Genomic DNA, 15,121 nt, shown 5'->3' on the forward strand with positions numbered 1-15,121 from the left:
AAAAATGATTTGCAAAGTTAAGTTACTCTCCCGAAATTATAAACTCAAATGCAAAATAGGATAAGCTTTTCCTTCACTATCTTTTTCAGAACGAGAAATAAACTTAAAACATTGACTCAGATAAAAATCAATCGCTTGCTGATTTTGTTCATTCACATCGACAGATTTTACATTCAATTCTTGAATAGAAAAATCCAACAACACCTTCCCTACTCCTTTTCGTCGAAAATCATTGTGAATAAATAACATTTCAAGATTTTGTGTTGCAACACCTACAAATCCTACCAATTTATTCTCAATCTCGTAACCAAATAAAGTAACATGCGGAAAATAATTTGGTAAATTTTCTTTATAATATTCGAAATCTTCTTGTGCTAAAAAATCGTGTGTGTTTAGTACTCAACTTTCCTAAACTCTCTCAATCTCGGAAAAACTACTTCTTCAATTCTTCTAATCATAACTAAAATTAATTACAACAAAGATATAAATGACTATTTTCAAAAAAAAGAATAAAAAATATTCTATTGAGAATCATTTTGTTAAAAATTATTTTAAAAATAATTGATTTCAGAGTTTGGAAAAACGAAAAAGCGTTCTATATTTGCACTCGCAATACCGCAATAAACTGCGTTATTGGAGAGTTGGCAGAGTGGTCGAATGCGGCAGTCTTGAAAACTGTTGAGGGTCACACCTCCGGGGGTTCGAATCCCTCACTCTCCGCTGAAAGCTTGAACATTTGTTCAAGCTTTTTTTGTTTTACATCAACACAAAAAATCCTTCATCTAAAAAGACAAAGGATTTCTAAAAAACTCAAAATGATGATTTCCTAATCATCAACCTTACTATGTTGTTTTCCGTAGAAAAAATAAATACAAATTCCGATTACTAACCAAATCAAAAGTCTCCACCAACTTTCCATTGTCAAAGATGTCATTAAATAAACACAAACAATAATTCCTAAAATTGGAACTAGAGGAACCAAAGGAACTTTAAACTTACGCTCAGCATTTGGCATTTTTTTACGCATCACAATAATTCCAATACAAACTAAAGTAAAAGCAAATAAAGTTCCAATACTTACCATATGACCTAAATCTTTGATTGGTACAAAACCTGCAAAAATGCTTACAAAAACCAAAAAGAATAAATTGGTTTTCCAAGGTGTATGAAATTTTTTGTGAACATCTGAAAAGAAAGAAGGTAACAATCCGTCATTACTCATGCTATAAAATACGCGACTTTGTCCTAATAACATCACTAATATAACCGATGTATATCCTGCGATAATTGCTAAAATCAATACACTTTGTAAAAATGTATAACCTGTTACTGCAAATGCTGTCGCTGCTGGTGACGCATCCCCCTTAAAGGTTTCGTATGGTACCAAACCTGTCATTACCCATGAAAATAATACATACAAAATGGTACAAATAACTAATGATCCTAAGATTCCAATCGGCATTCCTTTTTGCGGATTTTTAGCTTCTTGTGCTGCAGTAGAAACTGCATCAAAACCAACAAAAGCAAAGAAAACGACTGCTGCTCCCGCTGCAATCCCTGGCATTCCTCCAAATTGAGTTCCTGGAATATTTTTAGGAATAAATGGTATATGATTTTCAGGGTTAATATGACTCCAACCTAAAACAATAAAAACAATTACAACTGTAACTTTTAAAATAACAAGAATATTATTAATAATAGCAGATTCTTTTGTCCCTCTGATTAATACTAATGATAATAAACACACAATAAAGATTGCAGGTAAATTTATTATTCCGCCATCAGCTGGGGCATGCAATAATTCTTGAGGTAAATGAATATTAATTCCTTGCAAAAATTTATCGACGTAAGCCGACCAACTCACACTTACTGTTGCCGCTGCTAAAGCATATTCTAACACCAAATCCCAACCAATAATCCAAGCTATAAATTCGCCCATTGTTGCGTAAGAATATGTATAAGCACTTCCAGCAACTGGAATCATTGAAGCAAATTCGGCATAACAAAGTCCTGCAAAAGCACAACCAACTGCTGCTAAAACAAACGATAAAGTAACTGCCGGCCCAGCATGATCTGCCGCTGCAATTCCTGTTAAACTAAATAATCCGGCACCGATGATAGCGCCAATACCCAAAGCAACTAAGGCTCCAGAAGATAGAGATCTTTTTAAACCACCTTCCGTTTCTTGCGAATCTTCTATTAGCTTCGCTAATGGTTTAATTTTCCAAATTGACATAAAAATACATGTGTTAAAACTTGATGAAATGTAAAGTGTTTCGGATATATTTTTCAGATTTGAAAAATAAATTTTATATTTTTTAGATATATTTTTAAAAGAAAACTTAATATTTACGAATAATATAATTTGAAATTAATATTAAAACACAACTTTAAATTATTCATAAAAATTGATTCATATTTTTAACAAAACAAAATCCAATAAATCGAATAAATACGAATAAAATTATTTTTACTTATTTTATTGAGACAAAAAAAAACCTCGAAAATAATTTTCGAGGTTTTGTATTATTTTATTGAAATGATCTTCTTATTCTGCAATACTTGGAACTGAAACCAATTCGTTTGTATCAGCATCATAATCGATTTCATCAAAACTAAATCCAAACAACTGTAAGAATTCATCATGATAACCTTTGATATCAGAAATTTCTTTGATATTCTCAGAAGTTACAATTTTCCACAAATCATCTACTTCTTTTTGTACATCTTCGCGCATTTCCAAATCATCGATACGAATACGTCCATTTTCGTCCAAAGGAACTTCTCCATTTGCTGTATACAAGCGCTCTGCAAACAAACGTTGCATTTGCTCGATTGTTCCTTCGTGAATTCCTTTTGCTTTCATTACTTTGTACAATAACGAAATATATAATGGCACAACTGGAATCGCAGAACTCGATTGTGTTACCAAAGCTTTGTTTACAGAAACGTAAGAAACACCATTCAAATCTGACAATAGTTCGTTGATAACTGGAACCGTTTTTTCTAAATCATTTTTAGCCATACCAATCGATCCATCTTTGTAGATTCTATGAGTCAATTCTGGCCCGATGTAAGAATAAGCAACAGTTTTTACGCCTTCAGCTAAAACACCAGCAGCTTTCAAATCTTCCATCCAAAATTTCCAATCTTCACCTCCCATTACAGCAATTGTATTATCAATTTCTTCTTGAGATTCAATCGGATCAATTGTAATATCCGTAACTTCTGCTGTATGAAAATCTACTGTTTTATTTGTAAATGGTTCACCAATTGGTTTAAGAACTGACGAATATGCAACACCTGTTTTTGGGTGTGTACGACGTGGCGAAGCTAAACTGTAAACCACTAAATCTATTTGACCTAAATCTTGTTTGATTAAATCAATCGTTTGTTGTTTAATCTCATCAGAAAAAGCATCTCCATTAATACTTTTTGCATACAAACCAGCTTCTTGCGCTTCTTTCTCAAAAGCAGCTGTGTTGTACCACCCCGCAGTCCCCGGTTTTCTTGGTGCAGCAGGTTTTTCGAAGAAAACACCTATTGTTGCAGCATTATATCCAAAAGCAGCTGTAATACGAGATGACAGACCAAAACCTGTCGAAGCTCCAATTACCAATACTTTTTTTGGTCCTTCGGCTGAAATATTTTTTGATTTTACGTACTCAATTTGATTGTGAACATTTTTTGCAGTTCCCTCAGGGTGAGTCGTAATGCAAATAAAACCTCTTGTTCTTGGTTGAATAATCATTATACTTAATTTAGTCGCATAAATTTATAAAATAAATTCTATATAACGAAACGATCTTTTTGTACATAAAATCATTCTATTTTTGAGAAAATTAATAGAAATACAGATTTCGATTTACTACATTTACAATTACTCAAAACCTACTTACCTATGAAAGATATTCACATGGGTTATTTAATCAAAAAAAGTCGACGAACTTGGAATTGATATATCCCGTATCAAAGGTTTCTTCAAAACTTATTCTGAAAAAGAAATTAATACTCAATCGCTAAGTAAAGACATACAAATAGACGATTTATTAAATGGTCGAAGTTGTTGAAATATGATTTTTTTTAGAATTTATACACTGAAGAAAAAAAGAAAATTCAAAAAATTTCGAATGAATACAATATCCCTAAAAATACCATTCATAATTGGATAAAAAAATACCTACCACAAAATTAAATCTTACTCATTATGGAAAAACCAAACTACCAAAAAATCTATCAAGACATTATCAAACGTAATTTCCCTGAAAAAACTGAACAGACAAAAAAATTGTTAAAAAAGAATATGAATGTCTTGGATGTTATAAAAGTTTCAGAAATCTTAAATGCTAACAAAACAGCCGAAAATCAAAAGCATAAATCTTATGATTTGAATTCTGTTTTAGAAATTTTAAAATTTCAGCAAAAAAATAATTATACCAATACGTATACTGCTGATAAATTTAAAATCAGTCGAAACACTGTAGCTAAATGGCGTAAAATATATGGGTATTAAAAAAACGGTTTCTAAAAGAAACCGTTTTTTAATTTATCTATTATTTTTATCCTCTTTTATTACTTTATGTACCGCTAAAGTTGCAAACGGAATAAATGCATACATCACATAAATGATAAAGTCTTCGTCGTCCCATTTATATATTCTTCTAACTCTAAAAAGTAAAATCAAGTAAGCTGTAAACCAAAAACCATGAAAACAACCAGCAAATGGCATTGGCAACACATAATCGAATTGATATTTTATTGGCATTGCGACCAAAAATAAGAGCGTACAACTTATCGTTTCCCACACACATGATGTGCTAAACCATTTTTTTAACTTTTCGTCAGATACGTTTAACATTTTGCAAATTTAATCGTTTATTGATAGTAGAGGTATGATAATCATTAGTTAAAAAGTTTATTTTTACTCAATTATTGAAATAACTATTAATATTTATGATAATTAAATGTTATAATTATTATTATTTATGATAATTACACATAATAATTATCAATATTATTTATTAAATTTGTGAAAATCCAAAACCTCATAATTAATGCATGTAGATAATTTTCTTTCAAAAAAATTCAATTTAGCTTTACCATATTGGACAATCATCTGTCCCATTCTTGCCATATTTTCACTAACTATAGCCGAAGGATTTAAAGGTCAGATGTGGTTTTCTGGAGTCTTAGGAATCATTTTAATTTCAGCCGTTTTATCAGCTGTACATCACGCAGAAGTTGTAGCGCATAAAGTTGGAGAACCTTTCGGAACCATTATATTGGCTTTAGCTATTACAGTTATAGAAGTTTCGCTAATTGTTTCATTAATGATGTCCGAACCTACCGGCTTCCCTTCTGTTTTGGCAAGAGATACCGTTTTTGCTGCTGTAATGATCATTCTTACCGGAATTATCGGAATCTGTTTATTGGCTGGAGGAGTTCGTTATAGAGAACAAAATTTCATCAAACAAGGTGTTTCAACTGCTTTAATTACTTTAGTTGCAATATCTATATTAACCTTAGTTTTACCTAATTTTTTAACTTCAGAAAAAGGAGGAGAATTTTCGACAAGTCAATTAATTTTTGTCGCAATTATTTCGTTGATTTTATATGGCGGATTTATTTCTGTCCAAACCATTCGTCACCGTGATTATTTCTTACCACAAAGTAGCAAAGATAATGTGACATCAGAATTGCATGTTGAAAAACCAAATTTACTTACAACAATTTCTAGTTTGGTTTTATTATTAGTTGCTTTGTGTGCAGTTGTTTTGTTATCAAAAAAATTATCGCCAACCATCGAAACAATTGTGATGGATTTAGGCGCTCCAAAATCATTGGTGGGAATTATAATTGCCGGAGTTATCTTATTACCAGAAGGTTTAGCCGCATATAAAGCCGCAAAACAAGACCGTTTACAAACAAGTCTCAACTTAGCTTTAGGTTCGGCCTTAGCATCAATTGGTTTAACAATTCCTGCGGTAGCAATTGTTTGTTATTTCACAGGATTAGAAGTCACATTAGGAATAGATGCAAAGTCATCTATCTTATTAGTATTATCCTTGTTCACCGTTTATTTATCATTAAATTCTGGTCGAACAAATATTCAGCAAGGAATTGTCTTATTAACACTTTTTGCCACATATTTATTTACAACAATAGTTCCTTAAAGGAAATTTGAAGACATAAAAAAAACGACTCAAAATTAAATTTTGAGTCGTTTTTTTTATGTTATTTTTTAGGTAAAGAAACCATATTCGAATCTAATTTTTGATCTTTTTCTAAGAATATTTTTCCTCTCAAAATACTTTGAATTGTATTAATTAATTCTTTTTCGAAAGAATCTCTTAATTGAGATTGATGAAAAATCAACGAAACTTCTCGCGTTGGAACTGGCGACTCAAAGTTTTTGACAAATTTTTTATATTCTTGTGGTAAATCATCTGCAACCAAAGCAGGCAACAAAGTCATTCCGTATCCATCGTTTGCTAATTTAACTAAAGCTTCAAAACTTCCTGAATCTAACTTAATCGGACGATTTTTCAGATTAGAAGTGTCACATAAAGCCAACACATTATTTCTGAAACAATGTCCTTCTTGCAAGATTAATAAATCAGAAGTGTTTAAATCATCTTCATTGATTTTATCTTTGTCAGATAATCGATGCCCGTTTGGTACATAAGCTACCAATGGCTCATAATAAAGCGGTTTTTCGATAATTTGATCCTCGAAAAGTGGCGAAACCACAATTCCAAAATCCAACGAACCATCTTTTATTCCTTTTATAATTTTATCCGTTTGCAATTCTTTGATAATAAGATTTGATTTCGGATTATTTTTCTGAAATGTTTTATAAAATAATGGTACCAAAGAAGGTAAAACAGTAGGAATAACACCAATAATGAAATCACCTTCTAATAAACCTTTTTCTTCGTTTACCAAGTGTTTCATACGGTTAGCTTCCATTAAAATTGTTTTTGCTTGCGCAACAATTTTCTCTCCAATTTGAGTGATTTTGATTGGATGCGATGTTCTATCGAAAATATCAATATTCAATTCTTTTTCCAATTTCTGAATCTGCATACTCAATGTTGGTTGAGTTACAAAGGATTTATCAGCAGCAATTGTAAAGTTCTTATGCTCAGCCACTGCCAGCACATATTGTAATTGTACTAATGTCATATATAAAAATTGATATCTATAAATTTTTGTGATAAAGATATACATTATTATATTATCAATCTATATCTTAAATCATAATTTAATCCATAAAAAAAGCCCGAATAAATTCGAGCTTATCATTAAATATAAATTTAATTATTTGTTTAATTGTTTCTGAATTTCAGCTGTCCAATCTTGTAATTTTTTAGCATCTTCTGGTTTCAAAGTTTGAGTAAAACCTTGTAATTCTTTTTGAAAATCTACTGATTGTTTTGTCAATTCAGCTAATTTATTTGCATCACCAGCAGTTGCAGCTAATTTCATGTCAGCAGCCCATTTGTTGTATTTTCCAACAAATTCAGTAATTTTTGGATCAGAGAAAGTTGGTAAATCTTTTGCTACATCAGCAATTTTATCCATTGTCTCTTTACCAGCTTCTACTTGGTCTTCTACTGTATTTGCTACATTTTCTTGTGTGTTTTCTACTTTTGCATCTACTTTTTCTTTTTCAGATTTACAAGAAGATAAAGAAACCACACCTAATACTGCAGCGGCTAAAAATAATTTTTTCATTTTAATTAGAGTTTTAAAGTTAATATTATTGATTGTTGAATATAAACAAATCTAACGATTTATTTCTGTTAAATTTTTAATTTTCTTTCGAGAATTGGACTTCATATAAATTGGCATAATAACCTTTCTGAGCCAACAATTCGCTATGTGTGCCTTGCTCAACAATCATTCCATTATCCATCACAATAATTTTATTTGCATTTTGAATCGTCGCCAAACGATGTGCAATAATGATAGAAGTTCTACCTTGTGTTAGCTTATCCGTTGCTTTTTGTATCAATTCTTCCGACTCTGTATCAATAGAAGACGTTGCCTCGTCCAACACCAAAATCTCTGGATTATAAATATATGCTCTCAAAAACGAAATCAATTGACGTTGACCTACAGAAAGTGTCGAACCACGCTCGCTTACCTCACTGTAATAGCCTTTTGGTAGTGACATGATAAAATTATCAATTCCAATAATTTTCGCAGCATTTTGGACTTCTTCCAACGAAATATCTTTATTACCTAAAACAATATTGTCATAAATCGTTGTATTAAACAAGAAAACATCCTGCAAAACAACTGCAACGTGTAGACGTAAATTCTTCAATTCCATATCATGGATATTTACATCGTCTATTTTAATTGTTCCAGAATCGATGTCATAAAAACGACTCAATAAATTAATTATAGTAGATTTTCCAGCACCTGTTGCTCCTACAATTGCAATTTTTTCACCTGGTTTTGTCGAAAAAGAAATTCCTTTCAACACCAAATTATTCGGAACATAAGAAAACTTCACATTTTCAAAATCGATTTTACCTTTTACATGATCCAACTTTATTGTTCCATTATCTGGCAACGTTTGATCATCATCAATAATTTTGAACACACGATCCGCTCCTACCAAACCACGCTGAATGGTATTGAAACGCTCTGCAATTGCACGCATTGGCGCAGTTAACAACGTAACATATTGTGTAAAAGCAATCAAATCACCGACAGAAACATCTCCATAAACAGCAGTTCTAAGTCCTCCAAACCAAATCAAACTTCCCGTTGCTAAAGCCGAAATAATATCGACAACAGGAAACATTAATGAAAAATAGAAAACTGTTTTTAGATAATTTTTCTTTAAATCATTATTAATCGAAACGAATTTGTCATATTCTGCTTGCTGACGATTAAAAACCTGAATAATATTCATTCCAGTTAATCGTTCTTGCACAAACGTATTCAACTTCGCCACAATTGTACGTTCTTCTTGATAAACATTTTTCAATGCTTTTTGGAATAATCGTGTAATAATCATCATCAACGGAAGAATCACAATCACAACTGTTGCCAAAACCCAGTTCATCCAATACATCACAAAAACGATGAAAACGATTTTCAATACATCGCCTAACATCACTAAAATTCCATCATTGAAAACCTCAGCAATCGTTTCGATATCAGAAACTGAACGCGTTACCAAAACTCCATTTGGCGTTTTATCGAAATAACCAAGCTTGAATTTGATCAAATGATTATACAAACGAACGCGCAACAAACGGATAACTCGCTGTGCAACAACATTCGCTAAATAAACCATAAAAAAGGACAAAATTCCTTCGAAAACTAATACCAAAGATAGTTTCACGATTTGCATTTGAAGCCCTGGCAAATCTTTTGTCTGAATATAATCATCGATGATATTTCCCGTTAAATACGGACGATAAACAGAAAAACACGCACTAAAAACCGCTACAAAAACCACCGACCAAAACATCACTTTGCTTTGTGCTCCGATTTGTAAAACACGTTTTAATCCATTAAAATCAAACGATGTATTCTCGTTATTTGAACTCATTTTTAAATAATTCTTTTGGATATTGAACATCTACCAAATACAATCCTTGCGCTGGTGCCGAAGCTCCTGCCGAAGAACGTTGTTTTTGTTCAATAATTTCTTCAAAATCGTGAATAGAAATTCTTCCTAATCCAACTTCAACCAATGTTCCAACAATTGCGCGCACCATATTTCGTAAAAAACGATCGGCAGTGATTTGAAAAACCAATTGTCCGTTTTCATTTTTGCGCCAAAAAGCCTCTCTCACATCACAAATATTTGTTTTCACATCGGTATGTAATTTAGCAAAACTTCCGAAATCTCCTTGCTTAATTAACAATTTTGCTGCTTCATTCATTTTTTCAATATCCAATTCTCGATTAAAAATCCAAGCACTATCAAACGCAAAAGGATCTTTGAAAGGTGAAATAAAATAATTGTACGAACGCGAAGTCGCATCAAAACGCGCATGCGCTTCATCATCCATCAAAAATAAACGATAAGCAGCGATGTCTTTTGGTAAAAAAGAATTTAATTTTTTGATTAAATCAACCGATAATTCATCTTCATAATCAAAATGAATAAACATCTTTTTCGCATGAACACCAGAATCTGTACGCCCTGCTCCGACAATCGAAATTTCTTTTCTTAAGATTTTAGACAATCTATCTTCAATAACTTCTTGAACCGAAATTTGATTGGGTTGAATTTGATAACCAAAATAATTTTTCCCGTTGTATGCTAATTCTAAAAAATATCGCAATTGTTGTAAATTTGAGCAACAAAAATACAACCTTTTGAAGAAAATTCTTTTACTTTCGGACACGCATTCTTATATCGACGATAGAATTTTGGAATATGCGCAACAAGCAGACGAAATTTGGCATGCTGGAGATATTGGCGATATTTCTGTAACTGATAAATTAGCTGAAATAAAACCTTTGCGGGCTGTCTATGGAAATATTGATGATAATAAAGCTCGCGCAGAATTCCCGCTCAACAACAGATTTACGTTGGAAGGTGTTGATGTTTGGATTACGCATATTGGCGGTTATCCAGGAAAATATAATCCTGCAATTCGAAAAGAAATCACAGAAAATCCTCCAAAATTATTTATTTGTGGACATTCACACATTCTAAAAGTAATGCCTGATAAACAATTAGGGTTAATTCACATGAACCCTGGCGCAGTTGGTAAACACGGTTTTCAGAAAGTTCGTACAATGTTACGGTTTGAGTTGAATAAAGGAAAAATTGAAAATTTGGAAGTGATTGAATTTAAGAAATGATTTTCGAATCTCGCATTTCGAGATTCGAAGTTCGCATTTCGCTTTATTTCGCCAACTTGAATTCTTTCAGAATAGTAACAAACTTCGAATTAGTGATATATTCTCTAAATTCGTGCGAATCTTGTCCAGAAAAATCTGTTTCTTCTAAGAATGTATAATTTTTAGAAAGTTCATCATATAAATCTTTTTTGTAACCAAAATCTGTCGCAATCAAGCTTCGAGATAAAACCCCAATCTTTCCTTTCCCTAATACATAATCCGTATTATTTATCGTGATATGCATGCGTTTTAACTGAGGTGTAAAGGTTTTTAATTGATTATTATCCAATGTGAAATCAACTTTTCCAATCGCAGGTGCCAACATAATGCTGTAAATTTTATTATTATTTTCTAACAAAGTTTCTGCATTCGTAAAATCGACATGATGCGCAGTTTCAGCACGTTTTATCTCACTTTCACGCAACGAAGGATTCACCAACGAGCTCAAAACAACCGATGCGCCACGACTATGCGAAATCAAATAAACGTCTTTGTTATGAATGACATTCAAAATTCTACGAAGCCCGAAAACACCCGCCATTTGGCTATTTGTCGTTGCACTTACCCAAACTTTTGCAGTACCAAAAAGACTCTCGTTCACCAATCCATCCCAATAAAAATTAATCACCTCATCATTCGAAGAATTAATATTCATATAAGTTTTGGCTTTATTGTAATTTTTCAGGCTAAACAAATAATCATTATCAATTCCATGCACAAAAATGATGACACGTTTCTTATTTTTAACTCTTTTTTCGATATTTTTTAAACGCAAACTTTCATAAGAAGTTAATTGATTTTGAAAGTTGTTTTCAGTCGCAATTTTCATCAACGAATAATCTCTACGACTTGCATTTCTAGGAGGTTTACCATACGATTTCAACCAATTATCTGGGTAAAAATTTCCGTTTTGATCCACAAAAGAACTTGTTGTATTCGGTTGAATAAAATTATTTGGATTCTGAGAAGTTGGCACATTATGTATTGCTGCACATGACGTTAAAAAACTAATCACGAAGATATAAAACAAGTTTTTCATATGATAAAAATTGGTATGCGAAGTAACTACAATTTTCTTTATTTCGCAATAGATTTTGCACCTTCAACCATAAGTTTAACAAGGTTTTAAGTGAAATATACGATCAAACAAATTCTAACCGAAAAAAAATCATCGTGGTTGAAATGACCCAACAAAACGATGGAAATATTATCAAGAATGGAACAGAGCGTTATTTTTTCATTACAGAATTGACAAAGAAATTTTGAGAGAATTAGTTCCAAAAGATTTAGAAATTGATGAAATAAATGATTCTGATTGGGTCTCAATTATCGCATTTACAATGGAAAAAATTCGACCTCGTTTTTTACCTGCACTCTCTCCTACTTCTGATTTTGACAAAATTAATTTGAGAACATATCTCACAAAAAATGGAAAATCTGGTATTTATTTTTCATCGATTCGAGACCAGATTTAATGCATTATTCAGAAGGTGTGCAAGTTGTCGCTTGGAAAAGGATAAAGTTTAACAATTAAATTTTCTTTCTCAATAAATGTTGCATTCCATTGAACCATTCTCGTTGAGAACCATCATCTATATAACCAACTTTTAGATACAAATCATATGCTGATTTATTTTTGAAATTAACCGCTAAAACCAATTCATCAATTGTTGGAAAATTATCTTTTACAAAATCATCCATCAAACTCATCGAAATTTTTCCGTAACCTTTTCCTTGAAACTCAGGGTTTATTGATAAAGAACGCAACAACAACGAATTCGTATTATTCGTCATCTCCAATTTATCGTCACCATAGTCTAACACAAAAAAACCAATTGGTTCATCATCTAACAAAATTGTAATTGGTTTTGCATGTCCATCTGTGCGTAATTTCAAACGCTCAAAAGTCTCGCTAGGTAAGGCTGTAAAAGAAATTTGATCTTCTGGTAAATGATATAACAAAGCATTGTGATGTTTAATTTCTGTATGTTTGAGTTGAATTGTTGGCATAATCATTATTTTCAAATAAAAGTAATCAAAACATTCTAAATCCTATGTAAAAACAACAACCTTTATCTATTAAATTATAGTCAATTACTGCACAAAATTTAAACTCATTCTAACCAAAATAGTTTTTAAATTGTAGTAAATATCAGTCTAAATCTACAATTATGGATGATCAAAACAAGTTAAATATTCAAATAGGAACAAGTCAAAATACAGATGGTATCTATATAGAAATCACAGAAAATGGATCTTATATCTTGCACGGAAAACCTAAAATTGTTCAGCAGTTTATCATTCCAAATCAGCAAGGAATTTCTGTCAATTACCAAGAAGGAGAAAAATTTGAAGCAAAAGATACAACTTATCTTTGCCGTTGTGGATTATCTCAACACAAACCTTATTGTGATGGTTCGCATAAAAAAGCAGCAGAAAATAATGTTGATTTAACTGAAAGAGCAACTTTTAATCCCGAATTATTAACTGCAGAAGTTATAGAAGAACCTGTTATTTCACTTACTGATGACGAGAAATTATGTGCTTTTGCTCGATTTTGTGATAATGGAAAACGTATTTGGAATCAAGTCCAAGATTCCACACACAACTCTGTTAATTTGAGTATTGAAATGGCGCATCATTGTCCTTCTGGACGATTGATTGTTTGGGATGAAAATAATCAACCAATTGAAAACGATAACACCTCAGCTTCTATTGGAATTATTGAAGATGTTGCGAATGATTTGAGCGGTCCTTATGCGTTATGGGGAGGAATTCCGCTAAAAAGTGCGAATGGCGAATATTACGAAGTGGGAAATCGATAAACAATTTGCCGTTGTGGACAATCTTTTAATTAGTCTTTTTGTGATGGAACACATGCTTAGATGAGATTTCAAGATGGTTTACCAAAGCAACAAAAAGTAAAAGGATTTTTTTTTATAAATGATATTAACATAAAACGCTCAAGAAAATCTTGAGCGTTCAATATAATAATGATGTTTATATTTTTTAATTATTAATTACACCAGAGCCTAAAAGTTCGTCTTCAACATACCAAGCACAGAATTGACCTTCTGTGATTGCAGATTGAGGGTTTTCAAATTCAACATACATTCCGTTTTCAGCTTTGTGTAAAATTGCTCTTTGCAAAGGTTGGCGGTAACGAATACGCGCCATCACTTCCATTGTTTCGTCGGTTTTCAAAGTTAAATCTTCGCGAACCCAATGTACTTCCTCTTCTTTTATAAACAATGCTTTCTTCAATAAACCTGAATGATCAGCGCCTTGACCTGTGTAAATAACATTAGTCTCTACATCTGTATCAATAATAAACAAAGGTTCTACTTTTCCTCCAACTCCCAATCCTTTTCGTTGACCGCGAGTGAAATAATGTGCGCCTTGATGTTTACCTACAATATCTCCGTCTTCTTGTTTGTATGAGAAACCTTTTGCTTCGAAATCTAATGCTTCATATTTATTTTCAAAAGTTGGAATTTCTCTTTTATATCCGTTCCAATCTTTGGCTATTTCTACAATTACACCTTCTTTTGGTTTTAATTGTTGTTGCAAAAATTCAGGTAAACTAACTTTTCCAATAAAACATAAACCTTGCGAATCTTTCTTATTCGCTGTAACCAAGCCTTGCTCTTGCGCAATTCTTCTTACTTCTGGTTTTTCTATATCTCCAATTGGGAATAATGCTTTGCTTAATTGATCTTGCGACAATTGACACAAGAAATACGATTGATCTTTATTGTTATCGTTACCTTTTAACAATTGAAAAATCTCTTTTCCATTTTCATCAATTGTAGAAGTTTTTCGTGCATAATGCCCTGTTGCTACATAATCTGCACCAAGTTCTAAAGCTGTTTTCAAAAACAAATCGAACTTAATTTCTCGGTTACACAACACATCAGGATTTGGTGTTCTTCCTTGCTCGTATTCATTGAACATATAATCTACAATACGTTCTTTGTACGAATCAGACATATCAATTACCTGAAAAGGAATATCTAATTTTTTAGCTACCAACAAAGCGTCTGCACTATCTTCTATCCATGGGCATTCATCTTCCAACGTTACCGATGCATCGTTCCAATTACGCATAAATAATCCGATCACATCATAGCCTTGCTCTTTTAGCAAATAGGCTGTAACACTTGAATCTACTCCTCCAGAAAGTCCTACGACAACTCTTTTCATCTTAAAAAATTTCAGTCTACAAAGTTATAAAATAATA

16 protein-coding genes and 1 tRNA gene are annotated in these 15,121 nt (G+C 32.0%); 6 read left to right on the forward strand and 11 right to left on the reverse strand.

Annotated features, from left to right (window positions below; translation table 11 throughout):
- Positions 1–36 precede the first annotated feature (36 nt).
- The gene (locus tag G0Q09_RS14980; protein WP_349679664.1) at positions 37–300 is read right to left on the reverse strand and encodes a GNAT family N-acetyltransferase; all 264 of its coding nucleotides are present in this window, start codon (positions 298–300) and stop codon (positions 37–39) included.
- Between the two features lie 335 nt (positions 301–635).
- Here G0Q09_RS14980 and G0Q09_RS08375 point away from each other — a divergent pair.
- A tRNA-Ser gene (locus G0Q09_RS08375) sits at positions 636–720 on the forward strand.
- Between the two features lie 106 nt (positions 721–826).
- Here the strand turns inward: G0Q09_RS08375 and G0Q09_RS08380 are convergent.
- On the reverse strand, positions 827–2,236 hold the full coding sequence (locus tag G0Q09_RS08380) for an amino acid permease (protein ID WP_219034546.1): 1,410 nt from the start codon (positions 2,234–2,236) through the stop codon (positions 827–829).
- 312 nt (positions 2,237–2,548) lie between these two features.
- Entirely contained in the window at positions 2,549–3,751 is a 1,203-nt protein-coding gene (fabV, locus tag G0Q09_RS08385; RefSeq protein WP_219034547.1) for an enoyl-ACP reductase FabV, read from the reverse strand.
- Positions 3,752–4,207: 456 nt separating this feature from the next.
- Between fabV and G0Q09_RS08390 the strand changes: the two genes are divergently transcribed.
- Complete coding sequence (locus tag G0Q09_RS08390) at positions 4,208–4,513, forward strand: helix-turn-helix domain-containing protein (protein WP_219034548.1); 306 nt, start codon at positions 4,208–4,210, stop codon at positions 4,511–4,513.
- Between the two features lie 33 nt (positions 4,514–4,546).
- On the opposite strand, the gene G0Q09_RS08395 is transcribed toward G0Q09_RS08390, so the two are convergent.
- Entirely contained in the window at positions 4,547–4,858 is a 312-nt protein-coding gene (locus G0Q09_RS08395) for a DUF3817 domain-containing protein (RefSeq protein WP_038333915.1), read from the reverse strand.
- Between the two features lie 196 nt (positions 4,859–5,054).
- Between G0Q09_RS08395 and G0Q09_RS08400 the strand changes: the two genes are divergently transcribed.
- On the forward strand, positions 5,055–6,173 hold the full coding sequence (locus G0Q09_RS08400; protein ID WP_180906021.1) for a calcium:cation antiporter: 1,119 nt from the start codon (positions 5,055–5,057) through the stop codon (positions 6,171–6,173).
- Between the two features lie 61 nt (positions 6,174–6,234).
- On the opposite strand, the gene G0Q09_RS08405 is transcribed toward G0Q09_RS08400, so the two are convergent.
- From G0Q09_RS08405 to truA, 4 genes are all read right to left on the reverse strand, one after another.
- Positions 6,235–7,185: a LysR substrate-binding domain-containing protein gene (locus G0Q09_RS08405; RefSeq protein ID WP_038333906.1), complete on the reverse strand. Its 951-nt coding sequence runs from the start codon at positions 7,183–7,185 to the stop codon at positions 6,235–6,237.
- A gap of 135 nt (positions 7,186–7,320) precedes the next feature.
- The gene (locus G0Q09_RS08410; protein ID WP_219034549.1) at positions 7,321–7,737 is read right to left on the reverse strand and encodes a hypothetical protein; all 417 of its coding nucleotides are present in this window, start codon (positions 7,735–7,737) and stop codon (positions 7,321–7,323) included.
- 76 nt (positions 7,738–7,813) lie between these two features.
- Positions 7,814–9,574 carry an ABC transporter ATP-binding protein gene (locus tag G0Q09_RS08415; RefSeq protein WP_257468134.1) on the reverse strand — a complete coding sequence of 587 codons (1,761 nt, stop codon included), beginning with the start codon at positions 9,572–9,574 and terminating at the stop codon, positions 7,814–7,816.
- Positions 9,561–10,316 carry a tRNA pseudouridine(38-40) synthase TruA gene (gene truA, locus G0Q09_RS08420; RefSeq protein ID WP_219034551.1) on the reverse strand — a complete coding sequence of 252 codons (756 nt, stop codon included), beginning with the start codon at positions 10,314–10,316 and terminating at the stop codon, positions 9,561–9,563. The genes G0Q09_RS08415 and truA overlap by 14 nt, the downstream gene beginning before the upstream one ends.
- Positions 10,317–10,350: 34 nt before the next feature.
- Between truA and G0Q09_RS08425 the strand changes: the two genes are divergently transcribed.
- Positions 10,351–10,842 carry a metallophosphoesterase family protein gene (locus G0Q09_RS08425; protein ID WP_219034552.1) on the forward strand — a complete coding sequence of 164 codons (492 nt, stop codon included), beginning with the start codon at positions 10,351–10,353 and terminating at the stop codon, positions 10,840–10,842.
- Positions 10,843–10,885: 43 nt separating this feature from the next.
- Here the strand turns inward: G0Q09_RS08425 and G0Q09_RS08430 are convergent, their stop codons facing one another.
- Positions 10,886–11,920 (reverse strand): alpha/beta hydrolase, encoded by a 1,035-nt coding sequence (locus G0Q09_RS08430; RefSeq protein ID WP_219034553.1) that lies wholly within the window; start codon positions 11,918–11,920, stop codon positions 10,886–10,888.
- A gap of 223 nt (positions 11,921–12,143) precedes the next feature.
- Between G0Q09_RS08430 and G0Q09_RS08435 the strand changes: the two genes are divergently transcribed.
- Positions 12,144–12,356, forward strand: coding sequence for a DUF2071 domain-containing protein (locus G0Q09_RS08435; RefSeq protein WP_257468136.1), 213 nt, complete (start codon positions 12,144–12,146; stop codon positions 12,354–12,356).
- Positions 12,357–12,411: 55 nt separating this feature from the next.
- Here the strand turns inward: G0Q09_RS08435 and G0Q09_RS08440 are convergent, their stop codons facing one another.
- Positions 12,412–12,891, reverse strand: coding sequence for a GNAT family N-acetyltransferase (locus tag G0Q09_RS08440; RefSeq protein ID WP_219034554.1), 480 nt, complete (start codon positions 12,889–12,891; stop codon positions 12,412–12,414).
- 161 nt (positions 12,892–13,052) lie between these two features.
- Here G0Q09_RS08440 and G0Q09_RS08445 point away from each other — a divergent pair, with 161 nt between their 5' ends.
- Positions 13,053–13,706: a CDGSH iron-sulfur domain-containing protein gene (locus tag G0Q09_RS08445; RefSeq protein WP_219034555.1), complete on the forward strand. Its 654-nt coding sequence runs from the start codon at positions 13,053–13,055 to the stop codon at positions 13,704–13,706.
- A gap of 184 nt (positions 13,707–13,890) precedes the next feature.
- Here the strand turns inward: G0Q09_RS08445 and mnmA are convergent, their stop codons facing one another.
- Positions 13,891–15,084: a tRNA 2-thiouridine(34) synthase MnmA gene (gene mnmA, locus G0Q09_RS08450; protein WP_219034556.1), complete on the reverse strand. Its 1,194-nt coding sequence runs from the start codon at positions 15,082–15,084 to the stop codon at positions 13,891–13,893.
- Positions 15,085–15,121: the final 37 nt, after the last annotated feature.

The sequence above is a fragment of the Empedobacter falsenii genome (genome assembly GCF_019308355.1).
GTDB lineage: Bacteria > Bacteroidota > Bacteroidia > Flavobacteriales > Weeksellaceae > Empedobacter > Empedobacter falsenii_B.